Source organism: Streptomyces sp. NPDC002044, from assembly GCF_040296725.1.
Classification (GTDB): Bacteria; Actinomycetota; Actinomycetes; order Streptomycetales; family Streptomycetaceae; genus Streptomyces; species Streptomyces antarcticus.
The window spans coordinates 1-16,970 of sequence record NZ_JBEOXU010000060.1 but is presented as its reverse complement, the minus strand read 5'-3'; the positions used below and the strand labels follow the sequence as shown (position 1 = coordinate 16,970).

18 protein-coding genes are annotated in these 16,970 nt (G+C 72.9%); 11 read left to right on the top strand and 7 right to left on the bottom strand.

The annotated features are described in order from the left end of the window. Positions 1–19: 19 nt before the first annotated feature. The 5 genes from ABT106_RS16925 to ABT106_RS16905 all read left to right on the top strand — a co-directional run bounded on the left by ABT106_RS16925 (position 20) and on the right by ABT106_RS16905 (position 4,971). A complete protein-coding gene (locus tag ABT106_RS16925) occupies positions 20–802 on the top strand; it encodes an SDR family oxidoreductase (protein WP_351277663.1) in 783 nt (260 codons plus the stop codon). Between the two features lie 126 nt (positions 803–928). Continuing rightward, positions 929–1,516, top strand: coding sequence for a TetR/AcrR family transcriptional regulator (locus ABT106_RS16920; RefSeq protein ID WP_351277704.1), 588 nt, complete (start codon positions 929–931; stop codon positions 1,514–1,516). A gap of 19 nt (positions 1,517–1,535) precedes the next feature. Then, positions 1,536–2,693 carry an acetyl-CoA C-acetyltransferase gene (locus ABT106_RS16915; RefSeq protein ID WP_351277660.1) on the top strand — a complete coding sequence of 386 codons (1,158 nt, stop codon included), beginning with the start codon at positions 1,536–1,538 and terminating at the stop codon, positions 2,691–2,693. Positions 2,694–2,962: 269 nt separating this feature from the next. Continuing rightward, positions 2,963–3,166 (top strand): cold-shock protein, encoded by a 204-nt coding sequence (locus tag ABT106_RS16910; RefSeq protein WP_052872633.1) that lies wholly within the window; start codon positions 2,963–2,965, stop codon positions 3,164–3,166. A gap of 104 nt (positions 3,167–3,270) precedes the next feature. Next, complete coding sequence (locus tag ABT106_RS16905; protein WP_502979400.1) at positions 3,271–4,971, top strand: DEAD/DEAH box helicase; 1,701 nt, start codon at positions 3,271–3,273, stop codon at positions 4,969–4,971. A gap of 138 nt (positions 4,972–5,109) precedes the next feature. Here ABT106_RS16905 and ABT106_RS16900 read toward each other — a convergent pair whose 3' ends face one another. From ABT106_RS16900 to ABT106_RS16880, 5 genes are read right to left on the bottom strand one after another with little or no spacing between them, the layout of a single operon-like run. Continuing rightward, the gene (locus ABT106_RS16900; protein WP_351277652.1) at positions 5,110–6,045 is read right to left on the bottom strand and encodes a tyrosine-protein phosphatase; all 936 of its coding nucleotides are present in this window, start codon (positions 6,043–6,045) and stop codon (positions 5,110–5,112) included. A gap of 29 nt (positions 6,046–6,074) precedes the next feature. Beyond that, entirely contained in the window at positions 6,075–7,202 is a 1,128-nt protein-coding gene (locus ABT106_RS16895) for an NAD(P)H-dependent flavin oxidoreductase (RefSeq protein ID WP_351277650.1), read from the bottom strand. 4 nt (positions 7,203–7,206) lie between these two features. Further along, on the bottom strand, positions 7,207–7,938 hold the full coding sequence (locus ABT106_RS16890) for a CoA-transferase subunit beta (protein ID WP_351277647.1): 732 nt from the start codon (positions 7,936–7,938) through the stop codon (positions 7,207–7,209). Positions 7,939–7,943: 5 nt separating this feature from the next. Beyond that, positions 7,944–8,795, bottom strand: a complete 852-nt coding sequence (locus tag ABT106_RS16885) for a CoA transferase subunit A (RefSeq protein WP_351277644.1) — start codon at positions 8,793–8,795, stop codon at positions 7,944–7,946. Then, positions 8,792–9,541 (bottom strand): enoyl-CoA hydratase family protein, encoded by a 750-nt coding sequence (locus ABT106_RS16880; RefSeq protein WP_351277641.1) that lies wholly within the window; start codon positions 9,539–9,541, stop codon positions 8,792–8,794. Before ABT106_RS16880 ends, ABT106_RS16885 begins: the two co-directional genes overlap by 4 nt. A gap of 56 nt (positions 9,542–9,597) precedes the next feature. Here ABT106_RS16880 and ABT106_RS16875 point away from each other — a divergent pair, with 56 nt between their 5' ends. The 4 genes from ABT106_RS16875 to ABT106_RS16860 all read left to right on the top strand — a co-directional run bounded on the left by ABT106_RS16875 (position 9,598) and on the right by ABT106_RS16860 (position 13,111). Then, on the top strand, positions 9,598–10,491 hold the full coding sequence (locus ABT106_RS16875; protein ID WP_351277638.1) for an SDR family oxidoreductase: 894 nt from the start codon (positions 9,598–9,600) through the stop codon (positions 10,489–10,491). A 3-nt stretch (positions 10,492–10,494) separates the two neighbouring features. Then, positions 10,495–11,403, top strand: a complete 909-nt coding sequence (locus ABT106_RS16870) for an SDR family oxidoreductase (protein WP_351277635.1) — start codon at positions 10,495–10,497, stop codon at positions 11,401–11,403. 326 nt (positions 11,404–11,729) lie between these two features. Next, positions 11,730–12,377, top strand: a complete 648-nt coding sequence (locus tag ABT106_RS16865) for a DUF4360 domain-containing protein (RefSeq protein ID WP_351277632.1) — start codon at positions 11,730–11,732, stop codon at positions 12,375–12,377. Between the two features lie 59 nt (positions 12,378–12,436). After that, entirely contained in the window at positions 12,437–13,111 is a 675-nt protein-coding gene (locus ABT106_RS16860; RefSeq protein WP_351277702.1) for a DUF4360 domain-containing protein, read from the top strand. A gap of 256 nt (positions 13,112–13,367) precedes the next feature. Here ABT106_RS16860 and ABT106_RS16855 read toward each other — a convergent pair whose 3' ends face one another. Next, positions 13,368–14,060 (bottom strand): HAD family acid phosphatase, encoded by a 693-nt coding sequence (locus ABT106_RS16855; protein WP_351277630.1) that lies wholly within the window; start codon positions 14,058–14,060, stop codon positions 13,368–13,370. 115 nt (positions 14,061–14,175) lie between these two features. Further along, positions 14,176–15,066, bottom strand: coding sequence for a hypothetical protein (locus tag ABT106_RS16850; protein WP_351277627.1), 891 nt, complete (start codon positions 15,064–15,066; stop codon positions 14,176–14,178). Between the two features lie 173 nt (positions 15,067–15,239). On the opposite strand from ABT106_RS16850, the gene ABT106_RS16845 reads away from it, so the two are divergent. Both ABT106_RS16845 and ABT106_RS16840 read left to right on the top strand, forming a co-directional pair. Further along, positions 15,240–15,992 (top strand): serine protease, encoded by a 753-nt coding sequence (locus ABT106_RS16845; RefSeq protein WP_502979401.1) that lies wholly within the window; start codon positions 15,240–15,242, stop codon positions 15,990–15,992. Between the two features lie 223 nt (positions 15,993–16,215). After that, positions 16,216–16,872 carry a response regulator gene (locus ABT106_RS16840; protein ID WP_351277621.1) on the top strand — a complete coding sequence of 219 codons (657 nt, stop codon included), beginning with the start codon at positions 16,216–16,218 and terminating at the stop codon, positions 16,870–16,872. Positions 16,873–16,970 lie beyond the last annotated feature (98 nt).

Sequence of the window (16,970 nt, the reverse complement as noted above, 5' to 3'; positions counted from 1 at the left end):
GAACCCAGGAGGCACGCGCATGACCGCGCCCGACTACGTTCCCGGCCACGGCCTGCTGCGCGGCCGCACCGCCGTGATCACCGCCGCCGCCGGAGCCGGCATCGGCGGAGCCACCGCCCGCCGCTTCCTGGAAGAGGGCGCCCGCATCGTCATCGGCGACGCCCACGTCCGCCGCCTGAAGGAGACCGAGACCGCGCTCGCCGCCGAGTTCGGCGCGGACCGCGTCACCTCCCTGCCCTGCGACGTCACCGACGAGGAGCAGGTGCGGGCCCTGTTCGCACTCGCCGAGCAGACCCACGGCGGCCTTGACGCCGTCGTCAACAACGCCGGCCTCGGCGGCACGGCCGCCCTCGTCGACATGACCGACGCACAGTGGTCCCGCGTCCTCGACGTCACCCTGAACGGCACCTTCCGCTGCACCCGCGCCGCGCTCCGCTCGTTCCGGGCCTCCGGCCGGGGCGGGGTCGTCGTCAACAACGCCTCCGTCGTGGGCTGGCGCGCCCAGGCCGGCCAGGCCCACTACGCCGCCGCCAAGGCCGGCGTGATGGCGCTGACCCGCTGCGCGGCCCTGGAGGCCGCGGAGTTCGGCGTACGCGTCAACGCCGTCGCCCCCAGCCTGGCCATGCACCCGCACCTGGTGAAGGTCACCAGCGAGGAACTGCTCGCCGAACTCACCGCCCGCGAGGCCTTCGGCCGCTACGCCGAGCCCTGGGAGGTCGCCAACGTCATCGTCTTCCTGGCCAGCGGCTACTCGTCGTACATGACGGGCGAGACCGTCTCGGTCAGCAGTCAGCACCCGTAGGCCCAGAATGGGCGCGTGCCAACGAACAAGCCGCAAGCCGCGAACCAGCCGACCGCCGAGAACGGGCCGACCGCCGGGACGAAGCGGACCCCCGCGAAGAAGCCGACCTCCGCGAAGAAGCCGCAGGTGACCGCGTCGCCCGAGCGCCGCCGCGAACTCCTCGCCACCGCCGCCGAGGTGTTCGCCGCGCAGGGCTACAACGCCACCACCGTCCGCAAGATCGCCGACGCCGCCGGGATGCTCGCCGGCAGCCTCTACTACCACTTCGATTCGAAGGAATCGATGCTCGACGAGATCCTGTCGGCCTTCCTGACCGAGCTGTGGGAGGGCTACGACACCGTCCTCGCCGCCGGACTCGGCCCCAGGGAGACCATCGAGGCCCTCGTCACCGAATCCTTCCGGGAGATCGACCGGCACCGCGCCGCCGTCGCGATCTACCAGAAGGAGTCCCGCACCCTCGCCGCCCAGCCCCGCTTCCACTACCTCTCCGACTCGCAGCAGAAGTTCGAGAAGGCATGGCTGGGAACGCTGGAGCGGGGGGTCGCGGCCAAGGTCTTCCGCGCCGACCTCGACGTCCGCCTCACCTACCGCTTCGTCCGCGACACGGTGTGGGTGGCGGCCTCCTGGTACCGGCCGGGCGGACAGCACAGTCCCGAGGAGATCGCCCGCCAGTACCTGTCGATGGTGCTGGACGGGATCGCCCTGCGCACGTAACCCATCCAGAGGAGTCCCGATGCCCGAGGCCTACATAGTCGACGCCGTACGCACCCCCGTGGGGCGGCGCAAGGGGGGCCTGTCGGCGGTCCACCCGGCCGACCTGGGCGCCCACGTCCTGAAGGCGCTCGTCGAGCGGTCGGGCGTCGACCCGTCGGCGGTGGAGGACGTGGTGTTCGGCTGCCTCGACACGGTCGGCCCGCAGGCGGGCGACATCGCCCGGACCGCCTGGCTGGCGGCGGGCCTCCCGGAGGAGGTGCCGGGGGTCACCGTGGACCGGCAGTGCGGCTCCTCACAGCAGGCGGTGCACTTCGCGGCGCAGGGCGTGCTCTCCGGAACCCAGGACCTGGTGGTCGCGGGCGGCACCCAGAACATGTCGATGATCCCGATCGCCTTCGCCTCACGGCAGGCGGCGGAGCCCCTCGGCCTCACCGAGGGCCCGTACGCCGGATCGCGGGGCTGGCGGGCGCGCTACGGCGACGCCCCCGTGAACCAGTTCCACGGCGCCCAGCTCATCGCCGAGAAGTGGGGGATCACCCGCCGGGACATGGAGGAGTTCGCCCTGCGCTCGCACCGGCGGGCGCTGCGCGCGATCGACGAGGGCCGCTTCGACCGCGAGACCGTGGCCTACGGGGACGTGACGGCCGACGAGGGCCCCCGCCGGGACACGACGCTGGAGAAGATGGCGGGCCTGAAGCCCGTCGTCGAGGGCGGCACCATCACGGCGGCCGTCTCCTCCCAGGTCTCGGACGGCGCGGCGGCGATGCTGATCGCCTCGGAACGGGCGGTGCGGGAGCACGGCCTGCGGCCGCGGGCCCGCATCCACCACCTCTCGGTGCGCGGCGAGGACCCCATCCGCATGCTGTCGGCGCCGATCCCGGCCACGGCGTACGCGCTGAAGAAGACCGGCATGGCACTGGCCGACATCGACCTCGTGGAGATCAACGAGGCTTTCGCGCCGGTCGTACTGGCCTGGCTGAAGGAGACCGGCGCCGACCCGGAGCGGGTGAACGTCAACGGCGGCGCCATCGCCCTCGGCCACCCCCTCGGCGCGACGGGCGTGAAGCTGATGACGACGCTGCTGCACGAGCTGGAGCGCACGGGGGGCCGCTTCGGCCTCCAGACCATGTGCGAGGGCGGCGGCCAGGCCAACGTGACGATCATCGAACGGCTATAGGTCCCCGGGGCCGGCCGGAATCCCTGCGGCCGGAGCCCTGCCACCGCGCTCGCGCGCGCGGGCGCGACGGACGGGCTCCCGCCGGAAAGGGCGCAGGTCACACCCTCGCGGGCGCGCACCCAGGCGGACGTGTGCTAGCTTAGAGCTCGTTGCAGTTGTGGTACCCATGAACTTTATGTGCGCCTGACGGGATTGCTCCGACAGGCGCTTTTATTGTTTTGCCGGAATCTCCGGATGGGGCCCTTTGCCGCCTATTCAGGAGATTTAAAATGGCACTTGGCACCGTGAAGTGGTTCAACTCGGAAAAGGGCTTCGGCTTCATCGAGCAGGACGGTGGCGGCCCGGACGTCTTCGCCCACTACTCGAACATCGCCACCCAGGGCTTCCGTGAGCTCCAGGAGGGCCAGCGCGTGTCCTTCGACGTGACGCAGGGCCAGAAGGGCCCCCAGGCGGAGAACATCGTCCCCGCCTAATTCCTTCAGCACGCCGGGGTCCGCACCGTGACGGTGCGGACCCCGGCTTGTCTGCTGTTTCGACTGTTTGTTGTACCTGCCGGTTTCAGGAGGGCGTTTTCCGCATGACCAGCTCCAGCTCCGCACGACCCAGCCGCCGCCCCACCCGGGGCCGAGGTGCGGCCCAGGGACGTCCGAAGGCTGGCGCGGGACGGCAGAAGTCCGCCCCCGTGGCCAGGCCCCAGGAATTCACCATGCCCGAACCGCTGACCCCGGCGCTCCCGCCGGTCGAGGCGTTCGAGGACATGGACATGCCCGAGGCGCTGCTGAAGACCCTCGCCGCCCAGGGCGTCACCTCGCCGTTCCCGATCCAGTCCGCCACGCTGCCGAACTCGCTCGTCGGCCGCGACCTGCTCGGCCGCGGCCGAACCGGCTCCGGCAAGACGCTGGCCTTCGGCCTGGCGCTGCTGGCCCGTACCGCCGGCCGCCGCGCGGAGCCCAAGGCCCCGCTCGCACTGGTCCTCGTACCCACCCGCGAACTCGCGCAGCAGGTGACCGACGCCCTGACCCCGTACGCCACGGCCGTCAACCTGCGCATCGCCACCGTCGTCGGCGGCATGTCGATCAACCGGCAGTCGGGCGCCCTGCGCCGCGGCTCAGAGGTGCTCGTCGCCACCCCCGGCCGCCTGAAGGACCTCATCGAGCGCGGGGACGCCGACCTCTCGCAGGTCGCGATCACCGTCCTCGACGAGGCCGACCAGATGACCGACATGGGCTTCATGCCGCAGGTCACCGCCCTGCTGAAGCAGGTCCGGGCGGACGGCCAGCGGATGCTGTTCTCGGCGACGCTGGACAAGAACATCGACAAGCTCGTCAAGATGTTCCTCACCGACCCGGTCGGCCACTCCGTCGACCCGTCGGCCGGCGCGGTCACCACCATGGAGCACCACGTCCTGTACGTCATGGACGAGACCGACAAGAAGGCCGTGGCGACGCGCATAGCCGCTCGTGACGGCCGGGTGATCATGTTCGTGGACACCAAGCGCGGTGTCGACCGCCTGGTCAAGAAGCTCCTGGCGGACGGCGTCCGCGCCTCCGGCCTGCACGGCGGCCGTTCGCAGCCGCAGCGCAACCGGACCCTGGACTGGTTCAAGACGGGCGAGGTCACCGCGCTGGTCGCCACCAACGTCGCGGCGCGCGGCATCCACATCGACGACCTCGACCTCGTCGTCAACGTGGACCCGCCGACCGACCACAAGGACTACCTGCACCGCGGTGGCCGCACCGCCCGTGCCGGCGAGTCCGGCAGCGTGGTCACCCTGGTGCTGCCCGACCAGAAGCGGGACATGACCCGCCTCATGTCGGACGCCGGGATCTCCCCGCGCACCGCGCAGATCAAGTCCTCCGACGAGGAGCTGACCCGGCTGACCGGCGCCAAGGAGCCTTCGGGCATCCCGGTGGTGCTGGACGTGCCGCAGCCGACCCCGCCGCGGCAGCGTTCCGCGTCGAAGCCGGCCTCCGGCAACGGGGCCGGCGGTGGCGGTCGCCGCCGCTCGGCCGGTCCGCGCACCGGTTCCGCCGCGGCTGCGGCTCCGGCCGCCGGTACGCGGGGACGCCGTACGGGCGGCGGCGGTGGCGCCGCCGGTCAGGGCGCCGGCTCCGCTTCGGGCCAGGCCCGGCGCGGCCAGGGCGGCCAGGGCGCGGCCCCGGCCGGCTCCGGCGAGCGCGGCCGGCGTACCGGGGGCGGCGCCTCCGGTGGCGCGGCGGCGGCTTCGGCCCGCAGCCGCGTGGGGGGCCCGGGCCAGGCCCGGCGCCGCTCCGCCTGACGGCGCGGTACCTCGTACGAACACCGGAACGCCGGGCGGCGCACGCGCGCTGCCCGGCGTTCCGCCGTACCCGGGGCGTGGGGACACCGCCCGGGCGGGTGCGGGTCGGGTGCGGGGTCGGGTGCGGTGCGGGGACGGTCAGCGGACCATCCTGGACTGGAGCTTCGCCAGGGTCCGCAGGTCCAGGCCGAGGCCGTCCGTCAGGTAGCCGTAGAAGCCGCCGTACTCGGCCTCCATACGGGCCGTCGCCGCGTCCAGGTAGTCCTGGCGGACCTCCTGGAGCGGGATCAGCAGGTCCGGGTTCTGCATCCGCCCGGACTGTTTGAGACCCGCCCGCAGCTGGGCGTCGTACGCGGCGCGGTAGGTGTTCGACGCCAGGTAGTCGCGGCCGGCGCCGGCCTCGGGGACGGCGAGGGCGCGCAGCAGCACGTAGGTCATCCAGCCGGTGCGGTCCTTGCCCGAGGTGCAGTGGTACAGGATCGGGCCCTGCCGGCCGTCGGCGATCTCCCGCAGGGTCGCCGCGAACTGCGCCCGGTTCTCGGGGCTGGTCACGAAGGTGCGGTAGATGTCGCGCATGTAGGTCTCGGCGCGGCCGCCGCCGAGCATCCGCTCCTGGACGACGGGGTCGCCGCTGGCGATGGCGCCGACGAGGGTGCCGTAGAGGCCGAGGTCGCTGACCGGGCGCGGGGTGGCCGTGAGGCCGGGGGGCAGCTTGTCGGGGCCGTCGTACTGGAGCTCCATCGGGATGCGGAAGTCCACGACCTTGCCCAGGCCCAGGCCGGAGACGGTGGTGAGGTCGGCGGCGGTCAGTTTGCTCAGCGCGTCGGCCCGGTAGACCAGGCCCCGGCGGACCTGGCCGCCGGTGTAGGTGCGCATGCCGCCGATGTCCCGGACGTTGACGGCGCCTTGAAGTGGGATCTGGAGAATCGTTGCTTCGGAGGGGTGGGACCCGTGGTGCCGGGCACTGACCCCGGCTTCGGGGCCCGCCGCCGCGTACGCGGAGGCGGGCAGGGTCCCGAAGGCGAGGACGGCGGTGAACGCCACTGCCACCAGGCGGATTCGGGCACGGCTCATCGATGCGACTCCTGTAACGGAGAAGGGGGTCACCCTGGGGGTGGCAGGGTGCCGTGCGGGTGCGGGTGCGGGTGCGGGTGCGGGTGCGGTTCTGGGTGCGGGGGGTGGGCGCCGTGCAGCCGTTCCAGCACGGCGTACGCCTCGGCCATGACGCGGGAGACGAGCTCCGCACAGGACGGAAGATCGTCGATCACCCCCACGACCTGGCCCGATGCCATGACTCCGAGGTCCGTACGGCCCTCGACCATGGACGCCTTCAGGAGCATGGGGGTGTTCGCGGCGAGCAGCACCTGGCTCCAGGACAGGTCCTTGCCGTGCTTCATCGCCAGGCCGTCCCGCACCATCCGCGACCAGGTCAGGCCGGAGATCCTCCGGAAGCCGGCCGCGTGCCGGACCGCCCTGGCCAGCGCCCGGGTGCGGCCCGCCCGCTCCAAGGAGTCGACCAGCTCGCTGCGCAGCATGCGGTGCGGGAGACCGTCGACGGCGGTGGTGACGACGACGTCCTTGACCGTCGCCTTCAGGTACGCGGCCTTGACGGCGTCCGGGACGGTGGAGTCGGAGGTCAGCAGGAAACGGGTGCCCATGGCGATGCCCGCGGCCCCGTACGCCAGCGCCGCGACCAGCCCGCGGCCGTCGCCGAAGCCGCCCGCCGCGACGACCGGGATGTCCACGGCGTCCACGACCTGCGGAAGCAGCACGGTCGTGGCCACGTCACCGGTGTGGCCGCCGCCCTCACCGCCCTGCACGATCACCGCGTCGGCGCCCCAGGCGGCGACCTTCTCGGCGTGCCGGCGGGCGCCGACCGACGGGATGACGACCACCCCCGCGTCCTTGAGGCGCGCGATCAGCTCAGGTGAGGGGGCGAGCGCGAAGGACGCGACGCGGACCCCCTCGTCGATGATCAGCCGGGCGCGTTCGGCCGCGTCCCCGGCATCCGCCCGCAGGTTGACCCCGAAGGAAGTCCCCTCCGGTGTACGGGACTTCACCTCGCGGACCGCCGACCGCAGCTGGTCCACGGTCATCGTCGCGGAGGCCAGGATGCCCAGGGCGCCCGCGTTGGCCGCGCCCGCCACCAGCCGCGGGCCCGCCACCCAGCCCATGCCGGTCTGCACGATCGGGTACCGCACCCCGACCAGCCTCGTGAACGCCGTCTCCACCGGATCAGCCCCGCACTTCCCGGTCGCGCAGCCCCCCGGGGTCGATCACCTCACGGATCAGCCGCAGCTCGTCCGCGGTCGGCTCCCGCGTGTACGGGACCTCGTCCGCGGCGGCCAGCTCGAAGCCCGTGGCCGCCCGGACCTGCTCCACGGTGACCCCGGGGTGCACCGACGCCAGGCGCATCGTGCGGCCGGGCCCGGCGAAGTCGAAGACGCCGAGGTCGCTCACGACCCGGGGGAGGCGGTGGTAGCGGGTGGCCGAGGGGCCGGCCGCCTCGGCACGGTCGTGACCGACCCCGCTGACCATGTCCACGCGCGCGACGAACACCCGCGCGGAATGCTTCGGGATCCAGTAACTCACCGGATTGTTCAAAGTGTTGACGGGGGCGCCGCGTACGCCCAGGAGCTGGCGGGCCGGCCGCTCCCACGCGCCGATGCAGGAGATGTTCTGGTTGCCGAACCGGTCGATCTGGCTGGCGCCCATCATCACGTGCCGCTTTCCGCCGGTGACCATCGCCAGGTGGCGGCGGTACGGCAGCCACCCCTCGGCCGTGCCGTCCAGCCCGACGAGCATCGCCTCGCCGTCGGTCAGCAGCAGGTCCGGGGAGAACGTCCGCTTGGCCAGGCGGGCGCCGAAGGAGGGGATCAGGCCCATCGGGCTGGCGAGCACCTCGCCGTCGCCGCGCCAGGTCTCGGCGCAGGCGATCACGCAGTACTCGGCACGGGTCGTCGTCACGGCGGTCACTGCTGCTCCTCGTGCCAGGTCCGGACGGCGGACTGGTAGTCGTGCTCGCCCGCGCCGGACAGGAACCGGTCGGCGAACTCGGGCCAGGGGGTGGTCGCGTACAGCTTCTGGAAGGGCTCGTCGCGGCCGTAGTCGGGGGCGCAGGAGGTGAAGTGCGCGCCGTTCGGGGTCTCGACGACCCCGGTGACGCAGTGGCGGCTGACGAGGAGGGACTGCGGTGGGCCCGCCTTGGAGAGCTCGGCGGTCTCCACGAGCTGCTCGCAGGAGACGTAGGCGGTGTCGGCGGCCTCGCAGAAGAGGTCGTCGAAGTACGGATCCGGGCCCAGGTACTGGCCGTTCCCGAGCCGGTCGGCGCGGTTGAGGTGGACCAGCGCGGCGTCCATGCGCAGCGCGGGGACGGCGACGAACTCCTCGCCGTCCTCGTACGGGGAGGTGACGGTCCGCAGCTCCGGGTTGACCCGCATCACGTCGGAGCCGAGACCGGCCCGGACGGGGAGGAACGGCAGCCGGTTCGCGGCGGCGTGCAGGCCCCACATGAACATGGCCTCGTCGAGCTCGGTGAAGGTGAACGCGGCGCGCTCGCGGGCGGCCCGGAAGTGGGGCTCCAGCGGGATGGAGTCGAGGGTGGCGAAGGGGGCGACGAGCCGCCGGATCCGCCCCGCTGCCGCCAGCAGCCCGACATCGGGCCCCCCGTACGAGATCACGGTGAGGTCGGTGATCTCGGATCGGAGCAGTGCTCGCACCAGGGCCATGGGCTTGCGCCGCGAGCCCCACCCGCCGATGCCGAGGGTCATTCCGCTGCGCAGCCGCCCGACCACCTCGTCGGGGGTCATGGTCTTGTCGGTCACGAGGTCGCTTCCTTCCCGAAGGTGTCGCGGACCCGGTCGGCCACCCCGCTGAGGTTGGCCTCGAAGGTGAAGCCCTGCTCGAAGCGGTAGCTGCGCCGCACGTCGACGGGGTCGATGCCGTTGATGGCCGCCTTGGCCAGCCGGATCAGGGAACCGTCCTTCCGGGCGATCTCGGCGGCCAGTTCCAGGGCCGCCGCGCGCAGTTCGCCGGGCGGGACCACCTTCCAGACCGAGCCGTGGGTCTGCAGCTCGGCGGCCGAGACGGTGCGCGAGGTGTAGTAGAGGGTGCGCATCAGGTGCTGGGGGACCAGACGGGCCAGGTGGGTGGCGGCGCCGAGCGCGCCCCGGTCCAGTTCGGGCAGCCCGAAGACCGCGTCGTCGGAGGCGACGATCGCGTCGGCGTTCCCGACGAGGCCGATGCCGCCGCCCAGGCAGAACCCGTTCACGGCGGCGACCACCGGCACCTCGCACTCGTACACGGCGGCGAAGGCTTCGTAGCAGCCCCGGTTGGCGCCGATCAGGGAGGCGTGCCCGGGGTCGCGCTGCATCTCCTTGATGTCGACGCCGGCGTTGAAGCCGCGCCCCTCGGCGGCCAGGACCACGCAGCGCACCCCCTGGTCGCGGCCGGCCGCGCGCAGGGCGTCGGCGAGGTCGTACCAGGCCCGCACGGGGAGGGCGTTGACGGGCGGGAAGTCGACTGTGACGAGTGCGATGCCCTTGTCGGGGCTCGAGGTGGAGACACCCATGAACGGATCAGCTACCTTTCCACCAAACATTTGTTAGGTGAGGAAGGTAGCAGCCCATGGAGCTCGACGGGAGGGTCGTCGTCGTCACCGGGGGAACCCGTGGCGTCGGCGCCGGGATCGCCCGGTCGTTCCTCACGGCCGGGGCGGAGGTCGTCGTCTGCGCGCGACGGCCGCCGGACGCACCGGTGGCGGCGGCCGGCCGGGAGGCGTCGTTCGTGGCGGCCGACCTGCGCGACCCGGCCGCCGCGCGGGACCTGTGCGCCGGGATCGCCAAGCGGTACGGGCGGCTGGACTGCCTGGTCAACAACGCGGGAGGGACCCCGTACCGGCTGCTCGGCGAGGGGGAGGCGCAACGGCACGCGCGGGTCGTCGAGCTGAACCTGCTGGCGCCGATGACGGCGTCCCTGGCCGCGTACCCCCTGCTGCGGGAGACCCGGGGCTCGGTGGTGATGATCGGCAGCGTCAGCGGCACCCGGCCGTCGCCCGGGACGGCCGCGTACGGGGCGGCGAAGGCGGGGCTGGAGAACCTGGCCCGGTCGATGGCCGTGGAGTGGGCCCCCGAGGTACGGGTGAACTCGCTGGTCCTGGGCATGGTGCGGACCGAGCTGGCCCACCTGCACTACGGGGACGGGGCCGGGATCGCGGCGGTGGGGGCGACCGTACCGCTGGGACGGCTGGCGGAGCCCTCGGACGTCGGCGAGGCGGCGGTGTTCCTGGCTTCGCCGCGGGCCGGGTACGTCAGTGGCGCGAGCCTGCTGGTGCACGGGGGCGGGGAGCGGCCGGCGTTCCTGGACGCGGCGACGGTGAACAAGGGGGCCCGGGCGGAGGCGGGTACGGGTACGGGGGTGGGGACGGCCTCGGAAACGGCGGTCTCGGGCACGGCGGGCACGGATACGGCGGGCACGGATACGGCGGGCACCGATACGGCGACTGCGAACGAGGAGGACTGAGATATGGGCATGGCCGAAGGCAGGGTCGTGATCGTGACGGGAGCGGGGCGCGGGCTGGGGCGGGCGCACGCACTGGCCTTCGCGGCGGAGGGCGCGAAGGTCGTCGTCAACGACCTCGGAGTGGGGCTGGACGGGCTGCCGGGACCCGGGAGTCCGGCGGGGCGGGTGGTCGCGGAGATCGAGGCGCTGGGCGGGGAGGCGGTGGCGCACGGCGGGGACATCGCGACGGGCGAGGGGGCCGCCTCGCTGGTCGACTGCGCCGTCGGCCACTTCGGCCGGCTGGACACCCTGGTCAACAACGCGGGGTTCCTGCGCGACCGGATGCTGGTCAACCTCGGCGAGGACGACTGGGACGCGGTCATGCGGGTCCACCTGAAGGGCCACTTCCTTCCGTTGCGGTCCGCGGCCGCCTGGTGGCGGGCGGAGGCGAAGGCGGGCCGGCAGGTGGCGGCCCGGGTCGTCAACACCTCTTCGGGAGCGGGCCTGCTGGGCTCGGTGGGGCAGGGCAACTACAGCGCGGCCAAGGCGGGCATCCTGGGGCTGACCCTGGTCTCGGCCGCGGAGACGGGCCGGTACGGGGTCCAGGTCAACGCCATCGCCCCGGCGGCCCGGACCCGGATGACGGAACAGACCTTCGCGCGGACCATGGCGGCCCCGGGGGAGGGCGGCTTCGACGCGATGGCGCCGGAGAACGTGTCCCCGTTGGTGGTGTGGCTGGGCTCGGACGCCTCGGCGGGGGTGACGGGCCGGGTCTTCGAGGTGGAGGGCGGCCGCATCACGGTGATGGAGGGCTGGCGCCCCGGCCCGACGGCCGACCGCGGGGCCCGCTGGACCCCCGCGGAGGCGGGCGAGGCGACGGCGAAGCTCCTGTCGTCCGCGGAACCCCCGCTCCCGGTGTACGGGTCCCGGTAGGGCGGACGGGGGCCCGGTCCGCGTCCGGCCCGGTCCGCGTCCGGGGCCCGGTCCCGGCCGGATCGGCCGGCCGGAACCGCCCGGGAGCCCGCGGGGCCGGTCGCGGGGTTCCGGTCATCTTGGGGTTCCGCCGGGGGCGGGGCCGCCCGGTCGCCCGGGGTCGCGGGGCTGCTGGGCGGGCTCCGGGAGGGGGCGGCGGACGCGCCGGTTCCGGCCAGCGGGCGCGGGCGGCGGGCGTTGGCCGTATCCCGGTCTTCCCCGTGCGGCCCCACCGTGATGGCATGGCCATGCTGAATTCGGAATCGGTCCGGATGAATGGAGAAACAATGACGTCGCTCCGCAGACCCCTCATCGGCGGGGCGGTCACGGCCCTGCTGGCCGTCGCCGCGCCCGCGCACGCCGATACCGTCCCCACACCCCCCGGGAGAATTACCGTCGAGGTCGTCGGACTCAACGGTTCGGGCTGTCCGCAGGGCACCGCGGACGTCGCCGCGGCGTCCGACAACACCGCCTTCACCGTCACGTACAGCGACTACCTCGCCCAGGCGGGCGGCGCCTCCGGAGGCACCGAGTTCCGCAAGAACTGCCAGCTGGCCCTGCGCGTCCACGTGCCCCAGGGGTTCACGTACGCCATCGCCCGCGCCGACTACCGCGGCTTCGCGCACCTCCAGCGCGGTGCCTCCGGCCAGCAGCGCGCGAACTACTACTTCCAGGGCGCCGCCCAGTCGGCCCGTACGACCCACCAGTTCAACGGCCCGCGCTCGGACAACTGGCAGGCCGGCGACACGACGGAGTACGCGGACCTGGTCTGGGCCCCCTGCGGCGAGGAACGCAACCTGAACGTCAACACCGAACTGCGCGTCTACGCGGGGACGTCGAACCCGCAGGCCCCGAGCTTCATGAGCATGGATTCGACCGACGGCAGCGTCAGCACGGTCTACCACTTCGAGTGGCGGGAATGCGGCGCGGTCTGACGCGGAGCGCGTACAGGAAACCCGACTCACGGCCAGGAGTGACAACGATGTCTCATCCCCTGTCCCGCACCCTGCTCATCGGCGGAGCCATCGCCGGCCTCATCGCCGCGGCGGTGACACCCGCCGGAGCAGCCGGCTCCGGCGGCGGCCCCGGCGGCGGGCCGATCACGGCGCCGCCCGACAAGATCGTGATCGAGCTGGCCACGGTGAACGGATCCGGCTGCCGGGAAGGCACCGCCGAGGTGGCCGTCGCCCCCGACAACACGGCCTTCACCGTCACCTACAGTGAGTACCTCGCGCAGGTCGGCCCGGGCGCCCCGCCGACCGCCTTCCGCAAGAACTGCCAGCTCAATCTGCGGGTCCACGTACCGTCCGGATTCACCTACGCGATAGTCCAGGCCGATTACCGCGGATTCGCGTTTCTCCAGCCCGGCGCGTGGGGCCAGGAAAGGGCGAGTTACTACTTCCAGGGAATGCCGCAGACCTCTCAGCGGACCCACCAGTTCAACGGCCCGTTCAACGACAACTGGCAGGCGACCGACAAGACGGAATACGCCGACCTGGTCTGGGCGCCCTGCGGGGAGAAGCGCAACTTCAACATCAACACCGAACTGCGCGTGAACGCGGGCACGTCCAACCCGCAGGCGGTGACGAGCTTCATGGCCATGGACTCCACCGACGCCAGCGTCAACACCCTCTATCACCTGGCCTGGCAGGTGTGCCCCGGCCGCTAGGGGGTGTCGTCACGGGAAAGGGCGTCTCCGGGGCCGCTGGGCGGACGCGTCGGTCCGGCTCCCACACGCGCGCGAGTGCCGTGAAAAAGGCCGGGCCCGGCCCCCTGGCGAGGGGTCGGGTCCGGGTCCTTCACTCGTGCGATGGGGTATCAATACCCGCTCCGTACCCCCGCTGAACCGCGCCGGGCCCACCAGGTTCTCCCGCGTTTGCGGAGCGGCCCGCGCCCGGGGAAGGCCCCGGGCGCGGGCGCGGGGGTCAGGAGAGCTTGCCGCCGTAGTCCGGGAGCTTGACGGTCCGTTCGGCGTGGCCGCCGACGAGGTCGCTCTGCTTGTTGCCGATGTTGGCGATGATCGTGTAGCCGCGGCGCTCGATCTCGGCGCGCTTGCCGGTCTTGTAGGCGCTGACCTCGTCGAACAGGTCGGGCAGGTCGCGCACGTACAGACCCGACACCGGGTAGCCGACGGCCTTGAGGTTGTACTCGGTGAGGGACTGGACGATCCCCGGCCGGGCGGTGACGAAGAAGACGGCGACCCCGCGCTCGCTCGCGTACCGGGTCAGCTCGCGGACCTTGGAGATCGCGGGGGTCGGGAACGTCCAGAACCAGTGGAAGTCCGTCTCCAGCGAGGAGTTGTCGACGTCGAGGACGATCGCGGGCTTCTCGCCGGCCGGCGAGGCCGCGATGCGCTGCTCGATGGCGGGCCGGGCCGCGTCGATGACGGCGGCCACGTCGCGCTGCCAGGTGCCGTAGTCGATGCCGAGGATCGCCGCGTTGCCGCCGGGGGCGGAGGCGGTGGCCGCGGAGAGGGCCGAGACGCGCACGGTGCTGGTCGCCGGGCTCGGGGCCGGTGCCGCCGAGGCGGTCGTGGCCGGAAGCAGCGTCAGGACGGCGGTCGCCGCGGCCACTGCGGCTGCGGTACGGGACGTACGGGTGCGGCGGGTGCTGCGCATGGGGGAGCGCTCCCTTGGTCGCGGATTGACATGGACGCGACCAGGCTGAGCGATGGTCGGGCCGGCTGTCTACTGGCCGGTAAGTAACTTTTCGCGGCCGGGTGGTGAAATCCCGCTACGTGTCGCACTCCAGCACCGTGCGGCACAGCCCGCACCGCGCCCGCACCGGCCCGCGCACCGGCAGGCGCAGCCACTGGCCGCAGACCGGGCAGGGGAAGCTCACCAGCGGCCCGGCGCCGTGCTCCTCGAAGCGGTACGCCTGCCCGCGCCCCGGGGTGGTCCCGGCCCGGCGGGCCCGGGCGTAGCGCAGCCGTTCGGCCGGGCCCGCGGCGGCGAGCGGGGCCCGGCGGTGGTCCCGGTCGGCGCGGGCGCGGCCGCGCACGTACGCCTCGTACGCCCGGGGACTGGTGAACCAGGCGGAGAGGTCCTCGCCGAAGAGCCGGCCGCGCCGGGCGAGGACGTAGCCGAACTCCTCCGGGGTGAGGTAGCCGAACTTCTGGTGGGTCAGGGCGTCCTCGCGGTAGGCGTCGAGCAGCAGCCAGCCCGCCCCGAGGTAGGCGGCGGTGGTGTCGGTGAGGATCTCGTTGTCCGCGGTGGCCGGGAAGCGCAGGTCCAGCCGGTGCAGCAGGACGTGCGCGACCTCGTGGGCGAGGGCTGCCGCGAGGTCCCCGCGACGGGTCCGCAGCCGGTCGCTCACCTCGACGAAGTACTCCGGCCCGGCGGCCAGTTCGACGCTGGCCGCCTCCTCCATCGGCCGGAACGCGACCAGCACGCGCGCGTCGGGCAGCCGCAGCGCGCGGACCATCGCGGAGGCCACCCGGTGCGCGCCCAGGTGCAGGTCCTCCTCGGCGCCGAAGGCCGCGTCGGCGGGCGCGAAGCTGGTGTCGTATACGAGGATCCCGTCGGCCGACAGCCGGCGGAAGAGCGCGGTGATCGCGGCGCGCACCACGTCCAGGTGTGGAAATCCGTGCTCGATCCGCCCCGGGGACCCGCCGTTCCGCGTCATCGGGTGCTCCTCGCCGCAATCCCTCTCGCCGGGGCGGGGGGTTGGCCAAAAATGCGTTCTTGATGTCGGCCATACGTGTGATGTGTCATGGACTTGTCATTCACCCGATGACGCGCACAGCCCAACCCCCCACGAAAGGCAGTGTGTTGAGCGTGAGCACTCTTGTCCGCTTCATGAAGCGCACCCTCGCCGTCGGCGCCGTCGCCCTCGCCGCCGTCAGCCTCCAGCCCTCCAACGCCGGCGCCGCCCCGAGCCCCGTCGTCGGCGGAACCCGCGCCGCACAAGGCGAGTTCCCGTTCATGGTGCGCCTCTCCATGGGCTGTGGCGGCGTCCTCTACACCCAGCAGATAGTCCTCACCGCGGCCCACTGTGTGAACGGCTCCGGCAACAACACCTCCATCACCGCCACCGCCGGAGTCGTCGACCTCAACAGCTCCAGCGCGGTCAAGGTCAAGTCCACCAAGGTCCTCCAGGCCCCCGGCTACAACGGCACCGGCAAGGACTGGGCCCTCATCAAGCTCGCCAAGCCCATCAACCTGCCCACCCTCAAGATCGCCGAGACCAAGACCTACGACAACGGCACCTTCACCGTCGCCGGCTGGGGCGCCACCCGCGAGGGCGGCGGCCAGCAGCGCTACCTGATGAAGGCCACCGTCCCGTTCGTCTCCGACGCCAGCTGCCAGAACGCGTACGGCAGCAGCCTCGTCCCGTCCGAGGAGATCTGCGCCGGCTACAACCAGGGCGGCGTCGACACCTGCCAGGGCGACTCCGGCGGCCCGATGTTCCGCCGCGACAACGCGAACGCCTGGATCCAGGTCGGCATCGTCAGCTGGGGCGAGGGCTGCGCCCGCGCCGGCTACCCCGGCGTCTACACCGAGGTGTCCACCTTCGCCGCCGCGATCAAGAGCGCCGCGGCCGGCCTGTAGTCCCGGCTCGTCCTTCCGGCCGGGACGTTTCCGGCCGGAAGGACGAGGCGCCGTACCCCGGACGCACGTCACGTCGTCCGGAGCGCCGCCCGCCCGGAACACCGCCGTCCCCGTCCCCCGGCGTACCCCCCACGGCCCGCTGTGCGGTTGCGGGCCGGGGCGCGCACCGGTCCCATGGGAGGGAACCGGCAGTGGCGGCGGGTGACAGTGGGATGGGTGGCGCATGGCGATCAGAGTGGTCATCGCGGACGACCAGGAGATGGTCAGGACCGGCTTCCGGATGATCCTCGAAAGCCAGCCCGACATCGAGGTGGTCGCCGACGTGGTCGACGGCGAGGCCGCCCTCACGGCCGTCGCCGAACACCGGCCGGACGTCCTGCTCCTCGACATCCGGATGCCGAGGCTCGACGGGCTCGAAGTCACCCGGCGTCTCTCCGGCCGCAACGGTCCGCGCATCGTCATCGTCACCACCTTCGACCTCGACGAGTACGTCCACGCCGCCCTCCACGGCGGCGCGTCCGGCTTCCTCCTGAAGGACGCGAGCCCGGCCATGCTGGTTGAAGCCGTCCGGGCGGCGGCCGTCGGCGACTCGCTCGTCTCGCCCGCCATCACGGTGCGGCTGCTGCGCGAGATGGCACCGCGCACCCCCGCCGCCGTGGCCGCCCGCAGGCCCGCCGAACCCCTCACCGAGCGGGAACGCGAGGTCGTGCGGTGCCTGGCGCGCGGCCTGACCAACGCGGAGATCGCGGCGGAGCTCTTCGTGTCGCTCTCCACGGTCAAGACGCATCTGGCGAACGTCCAGGGCAAGCTCGACGCCCGCAACCGCGTCGAGATCGCCGCCTGGGCCTGGGAAAGCGGCCTGGCCGCCGGCGCGGCGTGACCCCACCCCCCACGGGCCGGGCGGACGGCTCCGGGCGGGCGGACGGCTCCGGGCGGGCACGGCACGCGCCGCCCGGAACGGGCACCGCCGCCCGGACC